Below are 22,938 nucleotides of genomic sequence, written 5' to 3' on the forward strand. Positions count from 1 at the left end.
GCTACGGACTGCACACACTTTTGCTCGCACCATCTTGGTGCGAGCTTTTTTCGTTGGCGAATACTTCAATCACCGCATCGCACACGTAGCGAATATCGCCATCGCTTAACCCATAATAGAGTGGCAGGCTCAAACACTGCCGATAATAGCTCCATGCATGCGGAAACAACGCTTGGAGATCTGCTATCGATTTTCCCTGCGCATAACATGGCTGCACCGGCACAGGGATATAGTGAACCTGCGTACCAATGCCACGCTCATGCAGTGCACGCATCAGGCGCGCCCGCTCTCCATCGCAGGAAAAGGCAAATCGGACGGGAGCAAGGTGAAACGCATGCCGGGGGATTTCGCTACGCGTATAGGCACATTCAATCCCAGCAATTGGTTCCAAGTAATCAAGGTAGTGTGCGGCAATCTCGCGCCGACGCTCAACAAAGCGCTTCAGCTTCGTGAGCTGAGACGTTGCCAAAGCGGCATGGATATCAGAAATCCGGTAGTTAAATCCCGGAGCATCGAATTCGTGATACCACGGAAAAGGATTTCCAGCCGCACTGGCCGCCAATTGCGGGTGGGAAAACCCATCGCGCACGATAGAATGGTGGCGTAATTTCTTCATTTCTGCCGCAAGTCGAGCGTCATTCGTGGTAATCGCCCCACCCTCGCCAGCCGCAATATGCTTGACCGGGTGAAAAGAAAATACCGCGGCTTGGCTGTACACACAGTTGCCAACACGGTTCCCCTCGGGATCGATACCACCAAGCGCATGACACGCATCTTCAACAACCACTGCACCAAAACGGGTCGCCAGTGCGGCAATTTCACACATCGGCAATGACTTTCCGGCAAGATGCACGGCAACTATCAGCTTATGCGGTGCCGTTGAGCTTCCTAAGGCTTGCTCAAGCGACGGGAGCGAAAGTAGCCCATCTTGTGGGGAAACATCGACAAATACGGGAGTAGCTCCAGCATGAACAAACGATGCCGCACTGGCGGCAAACGTGATAGCAGGGACAAATACTTCCCATTGTCGATCGACGCCCAGCGCCATAGCAACCAGATGCAGCGCGGCGGTGCCATTACAACACGCCACCGCGCACGTGGCACCCGTCGCCTCCACCAGCGCTGTTTCAAGGGCTTCTATTGCCGGTCCGGTTGTCAGGTAGTCCGATCGGAGCACCGCCCGTACCGCAGCAATATCATCTTCATCAATCCATTGGCGACCGTAGGGTAACATAGGTTACTTCCCCTTATGACGTTCTGCTTCGCTTTTGGCGATCGCATCGCAACGCTCGTTATAGTCGTGTCCGGCGTGCGCTTTTACCCAATGCCATTCGAGCTGATGTTGCTGTGTAAGACGATCGAGATCTTCCCAAAGATCGCGGTTGAGTACTTCTTTCTTCGCCGCCGTCTTCCAGCCATTTTTTTTCCAGTTATGGATCCAGCGGGTAATGCCATCGCGCAGGTAGGTCGAGTCGGTGTGAATGGTCACACGGCAGGGGTGGCGCAACGATCCAAGCGCGCTGATAACCGCCTGCAACTCCATGCGATTATTTGTGGTCTGCGCTATGCCGCCTTGTACAATCTTCTCATGCAACATACCGTTGGCATCGAAATAACACAAGATAGCGCCAAAGCCGCCGGGGCCTGGATTCCCAAGACAAGAACCATCGGTATAAACAGTTACTTCCTTCATCGCGTTAAATGAAGTTGAGCAGTGTGAGTTTTGATGATTTCCCATACATCGCAAGCGCCGACTCGTACGTGGTTTTATTGCGCTCCAGCGTACTGGCTACTTCGATCATATCTTGCGTGGTTCCCTTCAGCTCAGCGGTAATAAAATCTTTGCGCATGATCGAGAAACTTTCGTAGCGCTCATGGGTCAGCTCAAGCCGATACGCTGTTGATCCAACATGACTCAGCGCACTGAGAATTTGATCGAGCCCATTCTCCAAATGGTTGATTTCCCCTTGAGCGCCAACGCCAACCCGTGTGGAAAAACGATCTTTGCTCACAACTGCCCCTTCGCCCATGGTAATGCTCACACCATCGCGGATATACACCTCGTCGAACGCAGAGTGAACGTACACTTTTCGAATATGATTTCCCTGAGAATCGGTGATTTTATAATCGACGCCGGCACCCGGCTTGCGCAGACCAAAGAGATTTTGCGTACTATCGTCAATACCAGTAATATCTTTACCACCTTGCTTGAATGACAACGTCATGGGCGAGAGTGCGGTGTTAATCTCCGCCGTAATCGGCGATGAGCCTGGGCCACCAAAATGGTCATCCAGCCGCTGTTGCAAAGATGTGGTCATGGCGGTCGTAATCTCGTTCGCCGTTCGCGCACTTCCATCGGCGTTTTTGGTGAAATCGAGCTTTAGGGTTGCCGAAGCGCTTTGAGGCTTGGTTAAGTCTTCCACAACCAGACCAATATTTTCGCCAAGGTAAGGGATGTTAATGGTTCGCTTGTCAAACTCATAGTGGTTATAATTGACCTCAAACCCAAAATTCACGGCAGCGTCGCCACTCGCTTGGGCGTACGATCCCCCGAAAAGGCCATTATCCCGGCCAAGCTCCCCATAAGGCTGTCCGCTTGGGTTCACCGTTACCGCATTCACGTTGGAGTTCCCATTCGTGAGCACCTTAAAACTCACCGGCTCATTCTTCTTGGGATCACCGGCAAATTGCACTTCGATCCCATTATTGACGGCGGTTTGATTCTTCTTTAGCTCGCTATTGATATAGTCCGTTATTTCACTCAGGCTGCTGAAAATACCATTCGTCGGGCTATTGCTAATGTTGATCGAAATATTCGCAGAGCCGCCATATGCAGGGTCATAGTACGCGATATTCAGCGTCCCCATGGCACTCAAATGGTAACGCTCAGTCACGGGGTTATAGGCGCTCAGTGTCCCATCAGTAGACGATACGTCGGAACTCCGCGTATATTCACTGCGCTGTTTAATGCCGGAAGTTGAGCTATTGGTCTCATAGACTTTATCTACCTCAAAATTCCACTGGGAGTTATAATTACCGGTAAACTCCCCTACTAACGCCGGTTGCGCGACAGAACCAAAGCTCCAGTCGCTCGGAGCTTTTATTCCCCCTTGCCCAAGATCAAGCGCCAATGCTTCTTGCAAATTACTGATGCTGCGGAAAACATCGACTCCTGAACCATTGATAATCGTAGCAGACGAACCAAAGGCCAGCCCGCCGTTCCCTTTCAACTGAATTTCGCTGATATTCTGATAATTCGACACAACAGTGCCAAGCGGAATGCGAATACTTAAACCATTGGCAACATAAATCTCTTCCCCGAAATACGGCGAATCACCTACCGTCGCCTTATAGGCGTCCAGCGGGTAATTTTCTAGAAGTTTATTGCCGTATTTATCCTCAACGGTAAGTGTAATTCCATTATCCTGCCCAACAATCGCTGACGGGTTTGGCGCATTGAGCTTAATACTCCACTGATTGTCGTCGCGTGCGGCATATTTTCCGCTGATGTAGTAGTTATTCAGTTCGCTGCCAAGCGGGTTCACATAGCCAAGTGAAGTGGTATGCTTCACCCCTTCGTTATTACTTACCACCTGTATTTCAAACTTTGTCGCGCCGGGGTGCTTGTCGAGAAAGGCTAACTTCCCGTTTTCCGTAATGAAGGCATCAATGGTATTGCCGTACAAGTTTTCGATAAATTTCAACATATCTTCAACGGGTTTATTTTCGTCAATCACGTACGTGGTGTTTAAGCCCGTTGTCGTAATAACGTTGTGGTCGAAACCGAGCGAAGAATAGGGATCGGCAACAACGGAAAAGCTAATGTCATCGCCAATCGCACGCGTTTCCAGCATGAGGTTCGAACCATCGGCAATAACGTTAAAGCTATTCTCTGAGATAAGCTGGAACGATAGTAAATCGCCAGTGCTGAATTTTGAGTCAGGCGAAAGCGTAATCGTCGCCCCATTTACTAAGCTCGAGCGGCCATCTTTCGAGATAAAAATTGTTTGCTGCAAATTCCCATGATTATCCAGCACATCAAAGAATCCGCCCTTTATTGTCGGATCGGAGAAATCTATCGTGCTGGCGGAGGAATAATTCTCGGGGATCGCTGTTGTGTCGGCCACATCAACACCCGAGCGGAAGCGGAGCACCACCGACTCCCCCGGACCATTATAACCGGTCAGGTCAACATAAGGGGCAGGGTGTGTGCCACCGCTAAAATCGGCAGTTACCACATTGCCAGCGTTAAATGTTGCCACACCAAGTGAGTTATCAAAGTGCAACGATAGCCCTGTATCGGGCACCTGAACCGGATACGAATAGGCATCAGCACCAAGTGAAATAGTGCCAGTACGCACTCCCATATTCGTTGTGATGGCATAATTCAGGTCGGCTGGAGTATCGCCGGGGCTAAATGTTGCCGATGCGCTGAACTCGATGTTGAGAATCGTCTCGCTCTGTCCGGTAGTAGGGTTTGTGTACTGCAGATTATCGTACTGCAAGCGCATACCGCTCAGGTCGCCACCTACTAAGTCTCCCGCAGTATCCGAAAGCGCCATAGCCGGTGCGCCGCTCATGGTAAAGTCAAAAGTCGATCCTGCACTGAAGGCTTGATTGCTTAAAAAGCCGATATTCAAGCCATAATCATTCCCACTGATTTTCCCATCATCCTTCAGTGAATACTTAAAGCCAACCATTGGATTATCAATCGTCATCGTACCCAAAAATGAGCCTGAAGCACTCGTTAAACTTGCCGTATCGCTATACTCTGTCTTCTGTTCAAAGCCGAAAATCTGAAAGGTCAGCGTGTTACTTGCACTCACGGGAACTGTCATGTCATTGACCGCTTTGATCGTAATCTGCTGATGTTGATCGTAGGCAATATTCCCCGTTACAAACAGGCGGTTCGTAATGACACCGCCATTGTCAAATGTTGTAGGTATGTCTGTGCCAGCAGCATTTTTGCCTCCCTGAAACATGACCGGCTGGTTCGCATTTGGATTGATGGTTTCGTTGATCGAAGTCTGCAACGCAAACGCCAAGCGATCATGATTTTGATAGCCACCGGGAGGCAATGTCACGTTTTTAGAAAAGCTATCCAGCGTGCTTGTGCTGTAGTTGAGTGCCAATGTGCGTTGGTCTACTGATGTGTTAATTTGGCTTAACAAAGCATTTTTGGGCGAAAGAACCGTGGCCGAACCAATGCGGTTCCCTGAATGGTCAAAACCACTGATATCGATGGTGTTCCCCGTCTGCACGTTAGCTTTATCTATTTCGCTAAAGAGAGAAATGTTTTTCAACGGTTGACCGGAAGTATTATTGCCGAAGGTTGTTTCAATATATTTTGCCGTTTGGGCGAAAATTTCCCCACCCGTAACGTTAATATCAATTTGGTCGCCGGGACCAATTTGAGATTTAATTTTTCCGTCATCACCTTGATACGACAAGCTATCGCCTGGACTATAACTGAACATAATCCGCTGGCCGTCGCGGTATCCTTCAGGAATTTCAACCGCAATGCCGCGACCAGTATCAATAAAATCGCCCGGATTTGCCTGATAACGCGAAACCGTAGTCAGACGATTCATGTTGTCGTTTCCACTATCATCCGACCCGTTTGAGTCCAAGGCAATCGATTCACCCGTCGCAACATTACGCAAAGACGCTATCGCAACACGGCTTTGATTGTCATAGTTGATCATGATCTCATAATCGCCTTTTTCGAGCTCAGGGAGATCGGAGAAGACTTTCTTCGTGTACAATACGGCGCCAGCCGTACCGATATAGGTACCTTGACGTAAAATTTGGAGCTGTTGCTTGGTCTCTTCAAAAGGTTTTGTGCGCGTCTCATACCCTGCAAAAATATAGCGATCCAAGTGTTTCGCATTGGCAAGGTTAATCAACTCATTTTTCAGCGCATTAACGTCATTACTCAGTGCAATACGTGCTTCCGGTGACATGGAGTCAGAAGACCCCGCTATAGCATACTCGTTTTTCAGGCTGCGTGTGATAGAACTCATGGCCTGCAATTCACCATCAGCCAAATCCAGCCACGCTTTCGAGCCGGTAATATTCCGCTGATACTGCGCCGCAAGGTCAATACTATTTTGGAATGACAGCGAGTTGGCCACACGCAAAGGCGAGTCACTCGGCTTGAGAATTTGCCGATTTCCTGCAATTTGCTTATTATTTTCAAGCATTCTGGAAAGGCTACGGTTTACCCCTTCCAAAAAATTCGAAGTCATCATATTTCCTGTGACACGCATAGCATTCACCTACAGTACGTTTGCGGCATTACAAGCCCAAGTTCTCAGTGTCGATCGTTTCTTTACTTATCGTCCCATTTGATTAACAATCTTATCAAGCAATCCATCAATCGTCGTAATAAAGCGCGCCGACGCTTCAAACGCCCGCTGGAACTTGAGCATATTGGTCAACTCTTCGTTTTCGTTGACTCCCGAAAAGCTTTCGCGCCGTAGGTTTAACTGCTGCGCCACCATGGCGTTCGCTTCAAGCGAGTCGCGATTCATCAGGGTATCCAAACCAACTTTACCGACAAAACTATTATAGAATTCATCAAACGTCACACTACCTTTGCTCATAGCCAGCGAGTTGCGCAACTCGGCAATCACGTTCGCGTTTTGGTTGTCGCCTGGTTGCCCGGTAATGCTGGTTGCCAGTTTTGACGCATCGTGCTTCACGTAGCTGTTGATGTCGATATTGCGGGAATCATTCCCCGTAAAGAACGTATTCAGACCCAAGGCCACCAACGCATTACTGCTGTCGTTGAAAAAGGCGAACGTGTGACCATTCATCCCCTGAATTTCCATTTGATTTTGGTTATTGATCCGTACTGAAAACTGCCCACCCTCAGAAAGGCCGTCAATTCCATCCATACGCACCGCAAGAGAATGCAGAGAATCGGTGGCATTGACACGAATTTCATGCGTACCGACTTCTTCACCGTTCGGCCCAAAAATTTTCATCTGAAAACTGCCGTTCTGAATAGGAAACGGAATATTTGATTGATTCAGTTGTGTGCGCGAATTCGATGGAAAATACTGTGTCGATACAGCACCAAACGGTTGCGTCACCAACCCACTGGAGTGTGCTTTATTCACCGTTTGAATCAAGCCACTCGCAAGCTCATCTATTTTATCAACATAACCGGGAATCATCTTATCGCGCACTTCAAGATAGGCACCAATCTTTCCACTGGTGACACGCTGAGTGATATCTTCTGTATAATTCGGCCCGACATATAGGAGCTTTCCTTCACTATTCCCCGTTATTTGATGCTGCAGCTTTGAGGCATGCGACCGGTCGACCAATGTTTTTCCGGCAAAAAAGACAGCGGCTTGACCATCTGGGGTCACATCGACATTGATTTCAATCAGCGAAGCTAGCTCATTCAGAAGATTATCCCGCTTATCAAGCAAATCGAACGATGGATTTCCCATCGCCCCCATTTTGCCAATCTGGGTGTTCAGTGATGCTAGGGAGTCGAGCATCGCGTTGACATCACCAACCATCGACGTAATCCGTGTCGACGCCTGCGTCTGCATGTGTTCCAAATCACTGCGAGTGGTTTTTATCGTATTAATCAGGTATTCCGTACTCTGTACAACGTTTGAACGCTTTGACGCCGCTTCCGCTGAAGTATCGGTCGGCGAGTTCGCCAAATCACTCCATGAGTTCCAGAATTTCGTCATGGCATCGTTCAGTCCAAGACCATCCGTTTCATTGAAGAGCATTTCGATTTCTTGGTACGAGAAATCCTTCGCTGACATTTCGCCGGTTTTTGTAAGTGTGTTGCGAATAGTAGACTGAAGGTATTCATCATGAATCCGCTGGATTTCAGATATATTTACCCCTTGCCCAAATTGGAGCGTCGTGGTGCGTAACGCTTGATTTGACGCAAACACCACCCGCTGGCGATTGTAGCCTTCGGTATTCATATTCGTCAGGTTGTGACCGATCGTCGTGAGAGCACTCTGGTGTCCGAGCACTCCCGTAAGACCGATATGTAGGCTTCCAAAACTCATGGCGCACCATCCTTATAAAAAAAAGGGCCGATGACATTCCTGCCACACAGCCCGCACTATGCTTTCTGACTCAGAAGAACCGCATTGCGCTTCCCTGAAACCTCACCTTGCGGTGAGTATTGCTTGGAACTCTTTAGCTCTGTATCGATCAACGATAAAAACTGCGAGTTCAACTTTAACGCCGTTTGAAGCAATTGCCGATTTACTTTCGATTCACGATCTATCCGCTTAACGCATTCTCGTAACGACCGTACCGATTCGGTAAACGTACCACCGTCCGGTTCCCAAAGCGCCGCAAGCGCGCTCAAGGTAACTTTACCGTCCGGCTGCTCTTGAAAGTCACCCAGATGTGACTCTAGTGTTTCTTCGAGCAGGCGTATTTTCAGCACCACAGTTTCCATCAGCTTGGTAAATCGCTCTACTTCACTGACGCTTCCGCGTATAATATGCTCCCGATTTTCGGCAAGCAGCGCCTCTAATTTCTGGTAGTGACCGAGTACTTCCGTTAAGAGTGCACTCATTTTGCACTCATCCATTGCTCTACCTCACATTTCTTGGGTTGAGCGAAGGGAACCTTACCGGATTATGTTAGCCAACTTACTCGCCAGATTCTCGAGGTCAATTCGGTACTCGCCCCGCTCGATAGCTTGCTTGATCTCTTTGATCCGCTCGCCACGAGTTTCTGGAGCTTCGCTGGCAATCTTCGCAGCTCGCATCGCTTCGAAGGAGGTTCCTGAGAGTTGAACCTTATCCCCCTTGCTTTCTGCGGCAGCAACATCGCCAGTGCGACCGTTCCCTGACTTGTTTTTATCGGCCCGGTTATTTTTGAGATAGGCGTCAATAGCCGGACCGCCAAAGCCGCTGATCTTCATTTCATGCCTCCTTGTTAAATTCCTGCCTGTATCTCCTATCGGACAAAAAACATAAAACTTTAATCTTTTTTTCAAAAAATTTATCACACTTTTCGTGTGACGCAAAGTTTTGTTTTACCGATAGTTGGCAGAATTTTTCGGTAGACTGGCATGTAAAGCCGGATTGATCGCTTGAGAATCTTTGCGGATTTCGAAATGCAGGTGCGGGCCTGTACTTCTTCCCGTCGATCCCACGAGTGCGATGGTGTCTCCAGCCTGAATCTGATCCCCCTCACGCACCAGTAAAGCACTGGCGTGAGCGTAGCGGCTCTCGAATCCTCCAGCGTGTTGCACGATTACGACATTGCCGTAACCTCCCATATCTCCCGCAAACGTTACCGTTCCTGAACCAACAGACTGAATCGGCGTCCCAATCGGCGCTGCAATATCTACTCCTTGGTGCATCCGCTTTTCTCCCGTAAAAGGATCCTTGCGCATGCCAAATTCAGAAGAGATTTCCCCAGTCGAAATAGGTGCCGTGAATTTTCTTCCATACTGTGCATACTGATCATTCAGCTGCTGAGCTGAACGAATCAACCCTCCATTGTCCAAAGAAGACATCTTCGGAAACTGATCAGGGCGCATCGGCGGTAAAGAAGAAAAGCCAGTGTTCATCCGTTGTTCAATAGCTCGGCGCATTTGCGGATCGTCAGGAACGTTACTCAGGGATTCTTTGGCCAGCTGTTCGTACATCGAACCTGCTAACCCCAACCCCCCTGGTCGCTGTGTACTGGCAACCTTGGCATACTCTGTATCCAACATTGACGTAAACAACGACTCGGCATGGGACTTTTCAAAAAGCCCCCCTTCTGGTATCGTCTCACGCATCGTCGTCAACATGGTGTTCACCAAGAATGACTCGAACTGTTGACATGTTGCCAGCAACTCTGCCCGACGCTCGTCGGTCAAGGTATCGTTGCGTTCTCCAATGCCGTACAGTGATGCTCGTGGTACTCCCGAAAGGGCCGCCGGTATCATCGTTTCAACCTCGCTTTATATTCATGAAAGGGAGACATGCAATAAGCAGGCCAACTATGTCAGAACGAAAACTCGCCATTGAAAAAGCCCTTCAAGCCATACGCGAAAAACACGACACCGTGCGTCATTCCGAACGGTCAAGCTATATCAAAAAACGGTATCGCCTTGTCCCCACGCTGATCAAACTTCTCAGCACTCCAGAAAAACTTTCCCGCGAAGAACTGGCCGTACTGCTCCGCGAGCAATTCATTCACATCCTTGCCAAGCAGGTAATACCAACCAAAAAAGCCTACGAACATCTGGCAGCCTACTTTCTCTATATTGAAGCCATGCACGGCACACCTGGGAAAGAATACCTGCAAGCTATTGAAAGCGCCTTTGCTAAGGAGTGAATACCATTCGGCACGAAACAAAAGCAGTGGAGAACTCCAGATGAACACTGTCGCACTTCACACCGTCCAACTCGGCAATGATCTCTTACGCCCTACAACTATCGAATTGCCAGCCGGAACTATCAGCTGCCTGAGTGGTGCTTCCGGCTCTGGCAAAAGCCGCTTTCTGCGCGCCTTGGCCGACCTTGAACCTCACACCGGCGACGTACACCTTGGCGATACCACACAATCCCTCTGTCCAGCACATCAGTGGCGCCAACATGTGCGTATGGTGCCCGCCGAAAGCCAGTGGTGGAGCGACCTTGTCAGTGACCATTTCCCAGCTCATTACACCGCTGAGGAGTTTCCAGCGCTCAGCCTCCCTGCCGAAGCACTCCACTGGCACATCAGCCGCCTCTCCTCCGGCGAAAAACAACGGCTTGGCCTGCTCCGCGCTCTGGCATATCCACTCCATGCCTTGCTGCTCGATGAACCGACCGCCAATCTTGACAGCCACACCGCCCACCAAACCGAAGTATGGCTGACACAAAAAATCCAGGACAACCGCTGGCCATGCCTCTGGGTATCGCACGACGAAGCACAGATTCAGCGCATTGCGGCACGCTGGTTCGCCATCAGTGAGGGAAAGATTGAAGAGGTGGTATCGTGGAAATCATAGATCTCAGTTGGTGGAAACTCGCCTTGGCCGTGTCACTCATCAGCCTGCTGGCACTTTTTTCTTACTTCGCACAGCTCGATTTTGGCCGCAGCCTACTGATAGCCACCATACGCACCGTGGTACAACTCACATTGGTTGGGCTCGTACTGGAATTACTTTTTTCTCTTGGTAGCTTGTTGTGGGTAAGCCTGATGGCACTCACCATGCTTCTCCTTGCTGGGCGCGAAGTCATGGCACGCCAACGCCGCCGCCTGACCGGAGGCTGGGCATACGGCATTGGCACTGTCTCAATGTTTGTTTCGTCATTTTCCATGGCTATTATCAGCCTACTGATCTTTATCGGCCCCGACCCATGGTACACACCGCAATACGCCATCCCGCTTTTGGGGATGCTGCTTGGCAACACCATGAACGGCGTCGCACTGAGCCTTGACCGACTCACGGAAATGACGTGGCAACAACGACTTATCATTGAGAATAGATTGATGCTTGGTGAACACTGGACGCTTGCCATTGGCGCCATCCGCCGCGAAGCCATGCGCGCCGGGATGATCCCGATCATAAATTCCATGGCAGCTGCCGGTATCATCAGCCTACCAGGTATGATGACGGGGCAAATACTCGCTGGAGTACCTCCAGCGCTGGCGGTAAAATATCAAATTCTGATCATGGTAGTGATTACCCTTGGCACAGGGTTTGGTTCTCTCCTAGCGGTCACTGTGGGAAGCAGACGACTGTTTGACGCAAGACAACGACTACGAATTGATCGCATGGAAAAAGTCAGGTGATCAGCATCAACGCCTGAACTTTTGCCGCTTCTATTGCCTGCGGACGCAGCAATGTCCGCTCATCGCCTTCGTCGCAATACACGCCGTAGCCAGCATTACGGCTTTTCGGGGAAAAATATCCCACGATATCGACAGCAAGTTGACGGGATTCTTCCGTCACCGCTCCGCGAAAAATCGCCAGCGTGCCGATGCCACCTTCGAGCGAAAGAAACGCATCGTCTGCTTGGCGCTGCGCCTTCAGCACATCGCATTCTTCACTGTTTCTGGCAACCACCAAACGCCCTTCGCCAAGGAGAAAGTGACGACCGACCGTCAACAGACGAATATTTTCCGGCGTAAAAGCCTCCCAGTTATTTTCCAGCAATTGCTTGATCCGCTCCGCACTTTGCGGAACCGTCAACGAGCACCCACCTGCAGGCGTTGGATATTCGGTAATTCCCAGCTCTTCGGCCAGTTTGATTTGCGGTTTGCGCGAACGACCATTGAACGCATAGAGCTGTTCGTGCGTGTAATACCCTTGTTGCTCGGCATCGGTTGGTGGCAACAGCCGCCCACACAGCGGGCGGATAATTTTCCCTGCCAGTCCGGTAAGTTTTTCGAGACGTTCTATCTGGTGACGGGTTTGCGTCATCGGACGCTGCCCGAGCACATCGCCCGTCACAATTCCGACTGCCCCTTCAGCACGCATGATTTCAGACAATTTTTCCCAGAACAAAAACTTGCAGTCGATACAGGGGTTAACGTTCGAGCCATAGCCGAACTTCGGGCTTTTCACCATCGCAAGGTGTTCGGCAGTTACATCAATCTGGCGCAGCTCAACCCCCAGTGCTTCGGCACGCCGAAACTGATTGAGCCGCACCGCTTCCCCGTACTTTGACCAACCAAGAAATGGCGACGTAAATTGCACGGCTATGACACGAAAACCGAGCGTTACCATCAACCGAGCGGCGAGCGTAGAATCAAGCCCGCCACTGTAGCCCGCAATAACCGTCGGGAGCGTCGTATGTTTGGGTAGCGTAGACACTATAAGTCAATCTCTCTTCCGTAAATATAGCTGACAATTTCACGCGCCGTTTCTTCGACCGACTTATTCGTCGTGTCGATCAAATGCCACTGGCGATTTTTCCGGCACAGCTCATACATAAATTCGACCTCATCGAGTATCCGGTGAATGTCAGTGTACTTACTGGTTGTACCGTACCCCTGAATCCGATTCGAGCGCACCTTCTGCAAGACCTCCGGATCCATCACAAGACAAACGACTTTGGCAGGATCTACTGTGAAAATCTCTGGCGGAACCCCAAGTTGCGGCACAATTGGCACGTTCACCACCTTGTATCCCTGCTGCGCCAGAATAAATGAAGTCGGCGTTTTCGACGTGCGCGAAACACCTAAAACAACAATATCGGCATGTTCGATACCAACAAGGTTTTTTCCATCATCATGCGCCAGCGTATATTCAATAGCATCAATGCGACGAAAATAACGATCGTCAACTTTGCGAAGTGCGCCGGGTTCCTCGACGGGACTCATCCCCATAAAATTCGAGAGTTTACGCAAAGGAGTGCCGAGAATATCCAAATGACACAGCCCATTTTTATGGCAAAAATCGTGAATATGATCGCGCAGTTTCCGACTCACGACAGTGAAGGCGATAAAGCCGTTCACCGCAACCGCCTCTTGCAAAATAGGCTCAACCCCAGCAATCGACTCCGCTTTTGGCGAAAGGGTGAACTTCACCTGAGGATCAGGGAACTGCAAGATAACCGCCTGCAGCAGGTTAATCGCGCTTTGCCCGGTACCATCGGAAATGATGAAAAAGCGAAGGGGTTGCTTCTCAGTGACACTCACGCGGTGGCATCCTGACAGACGCCATCATGGTACGGCGATTTTTTCCAGTACACCTTCCCCCAGTGCATGCTGAGTTCGCCATCGACGAACATCCGCACGGCTCTGGCCAGTATGCGCCGTTCCAATGCTTGCCCTTTGGCAACAACATCTTGCAACGTATCGCATGACTTATCGATGGTAAAGGCCTCTTGATAGATAATCGGACCCCGATCCAAATCCATCGTCACAAAATGCGCCGTTGCTCCGGCAATGCTGGCTCCATTTTCAAACGCCTGACGATACGCACGCGCTCCGGGATAAGCAGGAAGCAATGACGGGTGAATATTGATGATCCGCCCTTCATAACGGAACGTAAATTCAGGTGAAAGGATTTGCATATAACGAGCCAGCACCAGCAGATCAACCGTGTATTCTGGTTTTTTTAATAGCTCAATAATAGCCGCTTCGTTTTCGGACTTGATGCGAGAATCAAAGCAGAAGAAGGGAATCCCTTCACGCTCAGCGAGCGGACGCAACTCTTCGTTATTGCCAATCATGACAGCCACTTCCGCTTTAATGCGGCCAGCTTTGATTTCGTCGATGATGGCCTGCGGCGTAGCGGCCTCTTTCGTCACCAAAAGCGCCATGCGACGAATGCCGGATGATTGGCGCGTATCAAGCCGCACTTCCATATCCAGCGTTTTCCCTGCTTGGTGCAACATTTGCTCTAAACCAGCGAGCGAAACCGTTAGGCCAGTGACATTCGCTTTGACCTTCATCATGAAAAACTCTTCGCGTACCGTTTGTTCAAGGTCTTCAATATTCACGCCACAATCAAAGAGAAGCGAAGTGAAGGTCGCGATAACCCCTTTTTTATCTTTGCCGATAACCGATATTTCTACAAATTTGCGCGCTGTCACAGTGTCTTCCCCCAAAGAGTATTGTTTTTACATTGAACATGAACGCTCTTCTGACGCCTGTCGATGTACGTGCCACACTCGTTAGCTCTCGTGGCGATTTGCCAGAATCCGCTCGATAATCCCCGTTGTCGATTTCCCTTCGACAAACGGAATGATGACCACTTCACCGCCATGCGCTTCGACCACCTCGCGCCCGACAACTTTATCCGGCGTATAGTCGCCACCCTTCGCTAGGCGGTACGGCTGAATCGCTTCGATCAAGCGCAACGGTGTATCTTCATCAAAAATAACCACATAGTCAATACACTCCAACGCGGCCAAAACGTGTGCCCGCTCATCCTGCCCGATAATGGGGCGACTCTCCCCTTTCAGGCGACGGATGGACGCATCGGAGTTCAGGCCGAGAATCAACAGATCGCCCTGATTGCGCGCGTCCTGCAAATAGGTGATATGACCATAGTGCAGGATATCGAAGCAGCCGTTGGTGAAAACAATTTTTTTCCCGCTCTGCTTCAGCCGCTCGACAATCGGCACGAGCGCATCGAGATCCTTGATTTTTGCACCGAGGTGATTTTGCTCCCAGCGGAGGTTTTCCAGAATTTCTTCCGGCGTTGCTACCGAAGTCCCCAGCTTGCCGACCACCACCCCTGCGGCCGCATTAGCCAGGCGAGCGCAATCCACAAACGGCAGACCACACGCATGGGCTACGGCCATGACGGATATCACGGTATCGCCAGCGCCGCTGACATCGAACACTTCGCGTGCCATGGTAGGAATGTGTTCGACGGCTCCACCGGGGAAAAACAAGCTCATCCCCTCTTCGCTGCGGGTAATCGTCATGACTTCCAAATCGAGTTCGTGCAGGAGCTTTTCCCCGGCCTGTTGCAGCGTTTGTGGCGAGTGAATCGCGATGCCCGATGCCAACGACGCTTCCTTGCGGTTTGGTGTGATGGTCGTCGCACCACGATACAACGAATAGTCGTTCCCCTTGGGGTCAACAAATATTGGCACGCCTGCGAGTCTGGCCTGTTGAATAATTCCTTGCGTTAATTCCTGAGTGAGCAGCCCTTTGCCATAGTCACTAAGAATCACAACCTGAAAGCGGCTGATATGCGCGGTGACCCAGCGCAGCAAGAGGTCAACCGCCGAAGCTTCAATTGGCTCCCGACTTTCCCGGTCGATGCGTACCATCTGCTGGTGCGCCGCCATCACGCGCGTTTTGCGCGAGGTGCGTCGTCCATTTTGTACGGCAATGCCGCTGATATCGACGCCGAGCGCGGCAATCATGTTGCGCAGTACGGTGCCGTTATCATCGTTCCCGACAACGCCAACTACCGCACTGGGAACTCCCAATGCGGCGAGGTTATGCAGAACATTGCCGGCACCGCCCAAGCGGGTATCTTCACGCAGGACATCAACGACGGGCACCGGTGCTTCGGGAGAAATCCGCTCGGCATTGCCCCAAAGATACTCGTCAATCATCAGGTCGCCCACAACGAGCGTATGTATGTTGGGAAACCGCTTGAGGGCGGCTTCAAAGGTGCGGTATGTCATGGTTGCGTGCTTCTCACGGAATCGGGAAAACCCAAAAGTGCGGTGGGTGGTAACACTGCCCCTTCAGGTGCACCATAGGCAAGAATCGCTGGCGGCTGCGCAAAAATTTGCTGTGCGCAGGCGTGTACTTCCTCCGGTGTCACGGCGGCAATGCCATCGCTGTAGCGGTCGTCAAACGCTACCCCAAGCCCCATCAGTTGGTAAATCCCCTTGAAGTGCGCCATATCGGCTGCGCTTTCGTGCGCCATGGCAAAATTGCCAATGATGTAATTGCGCGCCCGTTCCACTTCTGCTTCGTCTGGAACTTCTGCCGTTATGCGACGCAGTTCCGTGGCAATCCCTTCAAGGGCAGTGATGAATTTATCTTGCGATGTTCCCATGACAATATCAAATGATGGATTGGCCGTTTCAGTACCAAAACCGGAATGCACGGAGTAGGCGAGCCCCTGCTTTTCGCGCAGTTCGCCAAACAATCGACTGCTCATGCCACCACCGAGCACGGCGCTGAGCACCTTTGCCGGAAAGAAGCACACTTCGCGTGGCAGCGGGGCGCGATAGCTGACAAAAATCTGCGCCTGATTGAGAGCGGCAGGAACCGCAGTCGCAAGTGGCTGTTCTGGGAAGTCGCGCAAAGCGTCGGCGCGAGCAGAACGCTCCGGCAGCGCTTCGACCAGTGCCAGAATCTCCGTCTCGGTAGCGTTTTCTATATCACCGCTCAGGATAAATACTGCCCCTGCCGTGTGCTGAATGTGCGCGGCATAGTAGGCGCGAACATCGTCAAGCGTCAGTGCCGCGGTAAGGACATGATCGCCATGGAGACTCATGGCACGCGGCGTGGCGCGGTAGCGCTCCCGTTCGAACAGATAACGCCCATAGGCGGCGGGTGAGCTTTGGCGATTGGCAATGGTCGCAAGTACCTGTTCTTGCAAAACGGGGAAGCGTACTGGATTCAGTGTGGCTTCGCGAAACATGGAAAGTATATAGGTTGCGGCTCTGCTGGCATCTTCACGCAAAACAGTAGCACTGATATTTCCACTGCGCAAAGACGCGGACGCACTGATGGAACCACCGGTTTCTTCCAGCGAATAGATCTCTTGCTTCGTAAAACGTTCCGTCCCTTCCAGCAGGAGCGCATAGGCCAGTGATGCCACGGAGTTATCCGTATCCTGTACCACAACGCCACCAGGAATCAGCAGGCTGAGCGATATAATGGGTATAGTATGGTCAGGGATCGTGACGAAAGTAATACCGTTTGCCAATTCGCGGGTCGTTGTCGCCTGCACCATTGCTGGCAGCGCAAGCAACAGCATGAGCAGTGAAATCAATCCAATTCGATTCATATATTTCCCCTTCGTCAGCGCCGCCGGACGCGGCGCCCATCAACGTAGACTTTTCCGTGAACAACGAGTTCTAACGCTTCCGAATAGGCGATATGTTCCTGTTCCAGAATACGGGCGCACAGAGAAGCTTCGTCATCGTCATCGAGCACCGGCACCACTTTTTGCAGCAGAATCGGCCCACCGTCGAGTTCATTGGTTACGAAATGTACCGTACATCCGGCCACTTTTACGCCATAATCAAGCGCCTGTTTCTGCGCATCCAGCCCGATAAAGGCAGGAAGGAGCGAGGGATGGATATTGAGAATTCGTCCAGCAAATGCGTCAATGAAGTCTGCGCCAAGAATCCGCATATAGCCCGCGAGGACAATCCACTGCACGCCACGCTCGCGCAGCAGTGTGACCATCGCCTGTTCGCAGGCCCCTTTGTCGGCGTAATCCTTCTGACGAAAAACTGCCGTCGCGATGCCCATGTCGCGCGCGGCTATCAGCCCAGGGGCGTCACTTTTATTGGAAAGCACCACATCGATCGCGCAGCCAGTCACTATGCCTGATTGAATATTGCGCGCGATGGCCAGAAAGTTCGAGCCGCGCCCAGACAGGAGGACGGCGATTTTTTCAGCCATACTCAACGACTCCCTCGCCAGCGACGATCGAGCCGATCACCACCGGCGCTTCTCCGCGCTGACGAAGAATTTCGAGCGCTGTATCGACTTCATCTTTTGGCAGAACAAAGAGATAACCGCAACCAAGATTGAATGTTTTTGCCATTTCTTCGAAAGGAAGGTTACCGAGTTTCTGCAAAAGGTCGAATACTGGCAATGTCGGGAGTGACGCCACTTCGACACGCGCGTTCACATTGGATGGGAGGATACGCGGAATATTTTCGGTCAGTCCGCCGCCGGTCACATGCACCATGCCACGCACGGCCACTTTTTCCAGCACAGCGAGCACGCTTTTCACATAAATGCGCGTTGGGGTCAGTAATACCTCGCCAATCGGCACATCAAAACCTTCCGGCACCCAGTCGAGCGTTTTACCGTGATGGGTCAGAATGAGTTTACGTACGAGACTATAGCCGTTGGAATGGACGCCGCTGGAAGGCAGCGCGACGATGACATCGCCGGGGATGATGGTGCTGCCGTTGATCACGCGATCTTCGTCAACGACGCCAACCACAAAGCCGGCCAAGTCGTATTCACCATCGGGGTAAAAGTCGGGCATTTCGGCTGTTTCGCCGCCAATCAAAGCGGCGCCTGCCTGGCGACACCCTTCGGTAATACCCGCAATGATATCAAGGTTTTTGATGGACGCGAGTTTACCACATGCCAGATAATCAAGGAAAAAGAGCGGTTCGGCACCCAACACCAGTACGTCGTTGACACACATTGCGACGAGGTCGATCCCGACGGTGTCGTGTTTGTCCATCATCTGCGCGATTTTTAATTTTGTCCCAACGCCATCAGTTCCCGACACGAGACATGGCTTCCTATAACGGCTGGTGTCAAGGCGAAATAGTCCCCCAAAGCCGCCAAAGTTGTCGACGACCCCTTTGGTGAAAGTCGAGCGAACCATCGCCGAAATCCCTTTGACAAAAGCATTACCGGCATCGACATCGACACCGGCATCCTTATACGTTACCATTTTTTGCGGAGCTTCACTCATAGCTTATCTATCCTTATTTTTTTCAGGCGTTCAATTTCTTCTTGCACTACTTCCCGCGCGACACGGGGGAGAATTTCCTGTATCTGTTCCTGTACAAGTGTACGGAGCGAATCTTCTAAATTGTTCCGCACCATTTCGTCAAGATACTCATTATCAATCACTACCCGCAATTCGGTGAATGGCCCTTTAGGTTCACTAAAAAACACCTTCGGGGTAAATTCGTCCGGTACTTTGAGTTCGAGTTCGCTCATATGCACTTGCGGATTGATTTCAATGCGTGGTTCGAACTGGAATGTTTGGGCGGCAGCGGCTGGCCGTGAAGGGGCAGGTGCTCCGGAAGCCGCCTCATCGTCAAAGTCAAAGTCGGCATCACGGCTGGCGGAGCGTGCCAGAGCAAAGTCTTCATCATCGGCAACTTCGGCTTCCGGTTCGTCATGTCGTGCCGGTTTGGCCTGCGGTGCGGCGGGAGTAGTCTCGATTTCATATTCATCAAGCAGTGATTGGTCAATCGTCGCGGGGCCGCTCAGGTTCAGCTCAGGCAGCGGCTCGTCGCCATAATCGCCACTATCCTGCATGGCAAGTTCTTCAAACGAGCTGATGGTATCCATGATGTCATCATTCGCCGATGACGCCGTTGTGCTAGCAATAGGCTCTTCTTCTGCTGCTGCTTCTATTTCTGTTTCCGGCTCTTCTTCGACCGCGGGATCGTCATCGCCAAAATCGATATCGGCAAACTCATCGTCATTGGCAACATCGACGCTTTCGGTCACTTCCTCTGCTGCATCATCATCGTCTAGGAGTGATGTGTCTGGCATCTCGGGTATATCAAGGTCATCAAGTCCATCGATATCATCAAGGGAGTCGAGCAGATCATCCGAAATTTCCTCGTCAGCGCCCTCGTCAAGGAGTAGGTCTGCCTCCTCCTCAGCCGCTTCATCCGGCATTTCGAGCGCTGCATCCGCCTCATCAAGTAATCCGGAAAAGTCATCGGCAGAGAGTTCACCGGTGTCCGCGTCATCATCATCTTGGAATAAATTGCTGATTTTATCAGACACTTCGCGATCGACAACGCTAATTCCATCCATATCGTCGAGTAAGCCAGCAAAGTCATTGCCGCCACCCGTCTGCAAGGCAAGTTCATCGTAGCAGGCAATGAGATCTTGCGCTTCAAACGGCTTTTGCACAACACGGTCAACTTCATCAATATCGCCCACTTCGCTAAAATCACTTTTAAGCAGAACAACGGGAATACCACTTGCCGACTTGACTTCGCCAACCAACGCTTCGGTAGCGTCGTGAGAATCGGCAAACTCAGCATCAAGAAAAAAGAGTTCCGGTTTATGCTCTTTAATGAGCGGAAGGATATCGGCTTCGGTGCCAGCAAAGTACAGCTGATACTCATCGCTAAACGTGAGTTCAAAAAGCTTGCGCAGGCTTGGACTTTTGTCGGCAATCAGAATGGCACTCATGAGACCCCCCACGGTTTTGGTAGGAAAACAGCGTGATACTGATCTAAAAGATAGCGATCGGTCATTCCTGCTACATGGTCACAGACCCTTCGTGCAGGTGAATCGCCATCCACGCTGATTGATGGGAGGGAGTTTATATGCGAAAGGTAGTATTCGTAAAGTTCTTTTATAATCTTATAGGCCTTATCAAACTCAGTTTGAATAAACGGGTGAGGATAGACGTTTTCGTACATAAAATTTTTTAGCTCCTCAGTGGCCTGATTGATAGCTGAACTCATCGTAATCCGCTCATAATTCGCCGCTAAGGTCGCGGTAATAATATCGGTCACCATCGTATGAATGCGTGCCCCATGGGTCGCACCAAGAAGATCCACTACCGCTTTGGGAAGTGCTGCCGAATCGAGCAGTCCGGCGCGCAAGGCATCGTCAATGTCATGATTCAAATACGCCACCGCATCAGAAACGCGGACAATTTGCCCCTCCAGCGTCATAGGGCTTTTATCCGTTAGAATTTTCCCTTTCCCTTTGGAGTGCCGCAAAATACCGTCGCGCACTTCGGCGGTCAAGTTTAATCCCTGCCCTTCACGTTCTAAAATGTCCACTACGCGCAGACTTTGCACCGCATGATGAAACCCTCCAGCGTAAATATCTGCCAGCACTCGCTCCCCAGCATGCCCCATCGGGGTATGACCCAAATCGTGCCCCAGCGCAATCGCTTCGGTGAGATCCTCGTTCAGTGCTAACGCACGGGCGATAGTGCGGGCAATCTGCGCCACTTCCAACGTATGCGTCAGACGAGTGCGATAGTGGTCATTGGACGGCGAAAGAAATACTTGCGTTTTATGCTTTAAACGACGAAAGGATTTACAATGGAGAATGCGATCTCGATCACGTAAAAAATCGGTGCGGAAATCGCAGGCCAGTTCTTTATGCAAACGCCCCGCGCTTCGGCTTGCGAGCATAGCGGCCGGATGCAGGGTGAGCGATTCGCGGTGTTCAAGTTGGGTTCGTATCATCCAGCTAGATTACTGTATTTTGTGGCGCTGTCAAGAATTGGAAAACAATTTGAAATAACTGTTGACTTTATAAATGCCGATTGCTATAAGTCCCCCTCGTTGTCGCGGGGTAGAGCAGCTAGGCAGCTCGTCGGGCTCATAACCCGAAGGTCGTCGGTTCGAATCCGGCCCCCGCAACCAACTTTATCCTCGGCGGTGTACCTCAGCTGGTTAGAGGACCCGGCTCATATCCGGGGTGTCCGGTGTTCGATCCACCGCACCGCCACCATTCAGCCAACACAGAACTAGCGACGCAACTCGCTAGTTCTTTTTTGTCTGCACTCCAAAAACTTTCTTACGCCACGTGTTACTTTTTTATCGCGCTTATGATATACGCAGAGAGTCCAATTCTGAGTGTTCAAAGGAGTCCGTTATGGTGCGCAGCTTTGTTAAAATCGGCGATACAATCCAACTCATAGAAGGTATTGAATCTCTGATGGCAAGTCAGTCGCAAAATGATCAATTCCTCTGGATCGACCTTTTGAGCCCGACACCAGAAGATGTGCGCATTGTCAAATCACTGTTCAAAACCTTTATCCCTTCGCAGCAGGAAAGCCAAGAAATCGAAATCAGCTCACGTTACTGGGAAGAAGATCGACGCATAGAAATCAACAGTTACTTTTTGATTACCAACGAAAACAACCCGCATAACGAAACCGTCTCCTTTATCTTGCAAGATAAAGTACTCTTTTCTGTCCGCTATAAAGAACTAAACAGTTTCCACGAATTACACCGCAAGTTGATTAACTCACCCAACGATTTCCGCGATGGCGACGACGTATTCTGTAAAGTTCTTGATATCCGGATTGATATCGATGCTGATACCATTGAGTTCCTCTCTAAGGATCTTGCAAAAATCAGACGACTGGTATTTACCGATTACGCCAACGACGATGAGGAAATCCTGCAAAAAATTGCATCATACGAAGATCTCAATATGAAAATGCGTGAAAACCTCACCGATAAACAACGCATCCTTACCTCAATACTGAAATCAAAAAAATTCAAAGAGTCGCTGAAAAGCGAAGTGCTCATCATGCTCAAAGACATAAAATCACTGATAGAACATACCGATTTTAATTTTGAACGGCTTGATTACCTACAAAACGTTTTCCTTGGCCTGCTGGGAATTGAACAGAACAAAGTCATCAAAATCTTCACTATCGTGAACGTTATTTTCCTGCCACCGACACTGATTGCCAGCATCTATGGTATGAACTTCGACTTTATGCCGGAGCTTCACTGGGACTACGGCTACATCTTTTCCATCGTACTCATGGTATTCGCCGCCATCATGCCGCTCGTCGTATTTAAGCGCAAAGGGTGGATTTAA

20 protein-coding genes and 2 tRNA genes are annotated in these 22,938 nt (G+C 50.7%); 6 read left to right on the top strand and 16 right to left on the bottom strand.

Annotation, left to right across the window (positions count from 1 at the left end):
- Position 1 precedes the first annotated feature (1 nt).
- From pseC to P304_RS16030, 7 genes are all read right to left on the bottom strand, one after another.
- Complete coding sequence (gene pseC / locus P304_RS14135; RefSeq protein ID WP_051321421.1) at positions 2-1,234, bottom strand: UDP-4-amino-4,6-dideoxy-N-acetyl-beta-L-altrosamine transaminase; 1,233 nt, start codon at positions 1,232-1,234, stop codon at positions 2-4.
- 3 nt (positions 1,235-1,237) lie between these two features.
- Positions 1,238-1,693: a ribonuclease HI gene (rnhA, locus tag P304_RS0104900; RefSeq protein ID WP_027389624.1), complete on the bottom strand. Its 456-nt coding sequence runs from the start codon at positions 1,691-1,693 to the stop codon at positions 1,238-1,240.
- 4 nt (positions 1,694-1,697) lie between these two features.
- Positions 1,698-6,269 (bottom strand): flagellin N-terminal helical domain-containing protein, encoded by a 4,572-nt coding sequence (locus P304_RS0104905; protein ID WP_027389625.1) that lies wholly within the window; start codon positions 6,267-6,269, stop codon positions 1,698-1,700.
- 66 nt (positions 6,270-6,335) lie between these two features.
- Positions 6,336-8,048, bottom strand: a complete 1,713-nt coding sequence (gene flgK, locus P304_RS0104910) for a flagellar hook-associated protein FlgK (RefSeq protein ID WP_027389626.1) — start codon at positions 8,046-8,048, stop codon at positions 6,336-6,338.
- A 56-nt stretch (positions 8,049-8,104) separates the two neighbouring features.
- Complete coding sequence (locus P304_RS0104915; RefSeq protein ID WP_160165012.1) at positions 8,105-8,569, bottom strand: flagellar protein FlgN; 465 nt, start codon at positions 8,567-8,569, stop codon at positions 8,105-8,107.
- Between the two features lie 54 nt (positions 8,570-8,623).
- Positions 8,624-8,920 (bottom strand): flagellar biosynthesis anti-sigma factor FlgM, encoded by a 297-nt coding sequence (flgM, locus tag P304_RS14140; protein ID WP_034764182.1) that lies wholly within the window; start codon positions 8,918-8,920, stop codon positions 8,624-8,626.
- A 114-nt stretch (positions 8,921-9,034) separates the two neighbouring features.
- Positions 9,035-9,937, bottom strand: coding sequence for a peptidoglycan DD-metalloendopeptidase family protein (locus P304_RS16030; RefSeq protein WP_051321422.1), 903 nt, complete (start codon positions 9,935-9,937; stop codon positions 9,035-9,037).
- Between the two features lie 56 nt (positions 9,938-9,993).
- Here P304_RS16030 and P304_RS0104930 point away from each other — a divergent pair, with 56 nt between their 5' ends.
- Genes P304_RS0104930 through P304_RS0104940 form a run of 3 tightly spaced genes read left to right on the top strand, consistent with a single transcriptional unit; the run spans position 9,994 to position 11,775 of the window.
- Positions 9,994-10,329: a hypothetical protein gene (locus P304_RS0104930; RefSeq protein WP_027389628.1), complete on the top strand. Its 336-nt coding sequence runs from the start codon at positions 9,994-9,996 to the stop codon at positions 10,327-10,329.
- Between the two features lie 40 nt (positions 10,330-10,369).
- Positions 10,370-10,987, top strand: coding sequence for an ABC transporter ATP-binding protein (locus P304_RS0104935; RefSeq protein WP_027389629.1), 618 nt, complete (start codon positions 10,370-10,372; stop codon positions 10,985-10,987).
- Positions 10,975-11,775 carry an ABC transporter permease gene (locus P304_RS0104940; RefSeq protein ID WP_027389630.1) on the top strand — a complete coding sequence of 267 codons (801 nt, stop codon included), beginning with the start codon at positions 10,975-10,977 and terminating at the stop codon, positions 11,773-11,775. The genes P304_RS0104935 and P304_RS0104940 overlap by 13 nt, the downstream gene beginning before the upstream one ends.
- Here the strand turns inward: P304_RS0104940 and P304_RS0104945 are convergent.
- The 9 genes from P304_RS0104945 to P304_RS0104985 all read right to left on the bottom strand — a co-directional run bounded on the left by P304_RS0104945 (position 11,768) and on the right by P304_RS0104985 (position 21,566).
- Positions 11,768-12,799 carry a hypothetical protein gene (locus P304_RS0104945; RefSeq protein WP_051321423.1) on the bottom strand — a complete coding sequence of 344 codons (1,032 nt, stop codon included), beginning with the start codon at positions 12,797-12,799 and terminating at the stop codon, positions 11,768-11,770. The two genes, P304_RS0104940 and P304_RS0104945, sit on opposite strands and share 8 nt — an antisense overlap.
- The gene (locus P304_RS0104950; RefSeq protein WP_027389632.1) at positions 12,799-13,626 is read right to left on the bottom strand and encodes a pyruvate, water dikinase regulatory protein; all 828 of its coding nucleotides are present in this window, start codon (positions 13,624-13,626) and stop codon (positions 12,799-12,801) included. The genes P304_RS0104945 and P304_RS0104950 overlap by 1 nt, the downstream gene beginning before the upstream one ends.
- Positions 13,623-14,525: a formyltetrahydrofolate deformylase gene (locus tag P304_RS14150; RefSeq protein ID WP_051321424.1), complete on the bottom strand. Its 903-nt coding sequence runs from the start codon at positions 14,523-14,525 to the stop codon at positions 13,623-13,625. Before P304_RS14150 ends, P304_RS0104950 begins: the two co-directional genes overlap by 4 nt.
- An 81-nt stretch (positions 14,526-14,606) precedes the next feature.
- Complete coding sequence (hldE, locus tag P304_RS0104960; protein ID WP_027389633.1) at positions 14,607-16,079, bottom strand: bifunctional D-glycero-beta-D-manno-heptose-7-phosphate kinase/D-glycero-beta-D-manno-heptose 1-phosphate adenylyltransferase HldE; 1,473 nt, start codon at positions 16,077-16,079, stop codon at positions 14,607-14,609.
- A complete protein-coding gene (locus P304_RS0104965) occupies positions 16,076-17,419 on the bottom strand; it encodes a M16 family metallopeptidase (RefSeq protein WP_027389634.1) in 1,344 nt (447 codons plus the stop codon). Before P304_RS0104965 ends, hldE begins: the two co-directional genes overlap by 4 nt.
- Positions 17,420-17,433: 14 nt before the next feature.
- Entirely contained in the window at positions 17,434-18,042 is a 609-nt protein-coding gene (gene purN / locus P304_RS0104970; RefSeq protein WP_027389635.1) for a phosphoribosylglycinamide formyltransferase, read from the bottom strand.
- Positions 18,035-19,081: a phosphoribosylformylglycinamidine cyclo-ligase gene (gene purM / locus P304_RS0104975; RefSeq protein WP_027389636.1), complete on the bottom strand. Its 1,047-nt coding sequence runs from the start codon at positions 19,079-19,081 to the stop codon at positions 18,035-18,037. Before purM ends, purN begins: the two co-directional genes overlap by 8 nt.
- On the bottom strand, positions 19,078-20,550 hold the full coding sequence (locus P304_RS0104980) for a PleD family two-component system response regulator (RefSeq protein ID WP_027389637.1): 1,473 nt from the start codon (positions 20,548-20,550) through the stop codon (positions 19,078-19,080). The genes purM and P304_RS0104980 overlap by 4 nt, the downstream gene beginning before the upstream one ends.
- Positions 20,547-21,566: a deoxyguanosinetriphosphate triphosphohydrolase gene (locus P304_RS0104985; RefSeq protein WP_027389638.1), complete on the bottom strand. Its 1,020-nt coding sequence runs from the start codon at positions 21,564-21,566 to the stop codon at positions 20,547-20,549. Before P304_RS0104985 ends, P304_RS0104980 begins: the two co-directional genes overlap by 4 nt.
- 103 nt (positions 21,567-21,669) lie before the next feature.
- On the opposite strand from P304_RS0104985, the gene P304_RS0104990 reads away from it, so the two are divergent.
- The 3 genes from P304_RS0104990 (at position 21,670) to corA (ending at position 22,938) form a co-directional block, all read left to right on the top strand.
- A tRNA-Met gene (locus P304_RS0104990) sits at positions 21,670-21,746 on the top strand.
- A gap of 11 nt (positions 21,747-21,757) precedes the next feature.
- Positions 21,758-21,834, top strand: a tRNA-Met gene (locus P304_RS0104995).
- A 144-nt stretch (positions 21,835-21,978) separates the two neighbouring features.
- Positions 21,979-22,938: a magnesium/cobalt transporter CorA gene (corA, locus tag P304_RS0105000; RefSeq protein ID WP_027389639.1), complete on the top strand. Its 960-nt coding sequence runs from the start codon at positions 21,979-21,981 to the stop codon at positions 22,936-22,938.

Source organism: Chrysiogenes arsenatis DSM 11915, assembly GCF_000469585.1.
Taxonomy (GTDB): Bacteria; Chrysiogenota; Chrysiogenetes; order Chrysiogenales; family Chrysiogenaceae; genus Chrysiogenes; species Chrysiogenes arsenatis.

Excerpts from the sequence above, each read along its gene's own strand:
- corA (WP_027389639.1), top strand. The coding sequence starts at position 21,979 with ATGGTGCGCAGCTTTGTTAAAATCGGCGATACAATCCAACTCATAGAA.
- P304_RS0104930 (WP_027389628.1), top strand. The coding sequence starts at position 9,994 with ATGTCAGAACGAAAACTCGCCATTGAAAAAGCCCTTCAAGCCATACGC.
- purM (WP_027389636.1), bottom strand. The coding sequence starts at position 19,081 with ATGAGTGAAGCTCCGCAAAAAATGGTAACGTATAAGGATGCCGGTGTC.
- pseC (WP_051321421.1), bottom strand. The coding sequence starts at position 1,234 with ATGTTACCCTACGGTCGCCAATGGATTGATGAAGATGATATTGCTGCG.
- P304_RS0104980 (WP_027389637.1), bottom strand. The coding sequence starts at position 20,550 with ATGAGTGCCATTCTGATTGCCGACAAAAGTCCAAGCCTGCGCAAGCTT.
- hldE (WP_027389633.1), bottom strand. The coding sequence starts at position 16,079 with ATGACATACCGCACCTTTGAAGCCGCCCTCAAGCGGTTTCCCAACATA.
- purN (WP_027389635.1), bottom strand. The coding sequence starts at position 18,042 with ATGGCTGAAAAAATCGCCGTCCTCCTGTCTGGGCGCGGCTCGAACTTT.
- P304_RS16030 (WP_051321422.1), bottom strand. The coding sequence starts at position 9,937 with ATGATACCGGCGGCCCTTTCGGGAGTACCACGAGCATCACTGTACGGC.
- flgK (WP_027389626.1), bottom strand. The coding sequence starts at position 8,048 with ATGAGTTTTGGAAGCCTACATATCGGTCTTACGGGAGTGCTCGGACAC.
- P304_RS0104915 (WP_160165012.1), bottom strand. The coding sequence starts at position 8,569 with ATGAGTGCACTCTTAACGGAAGTACTCGGTCACTACCAGAAATTAGAG.
- rnhA (WP_027389624.1), bottom strand. The coding sequence starts at position 1,693 with ATGAAGGAAGTAACTGTTTATACCGATGGTTCTTGTCTTGGGAATCCA.
- flgM (WP_034764182.1), bottom strand. The coding sequence starts at position 8,920 with ATGAAGATCAGCGGCTTTGGCGGTCCGGCTATTGACGCCTATCTCAAA.
- P304_RS0104905 (WP_027389625.1), bottom strand. The coding sequence starts at position 6,269 with ATGCGTGTCACAGGAAATATGATGACTTCGAATTTTTTGGAAGGGGTA.
- P304_RS0104965 (WP_027389634.1), bottom strand. The coding sequence starts at position 17,419 with ATGAATCGAATTGGATTGATTTCACTGCTCATGCTGTTGCTTGCGCTG.
- P304_RS0104935 (WP_027389629.1), top strand. The coding sequence starts at position 10,370 with ATGAACACTGTCGCACTTCACACCGTCCAACTCGGCAATGATCTCTTA.
- P304_RS0104985 (WP_027389638.1), bottom strand. The coding sequence starts at position 21,566 with ATGATACGAACCCAACTTGAACACCGCGAATCGCTCACCCTGCATCCG.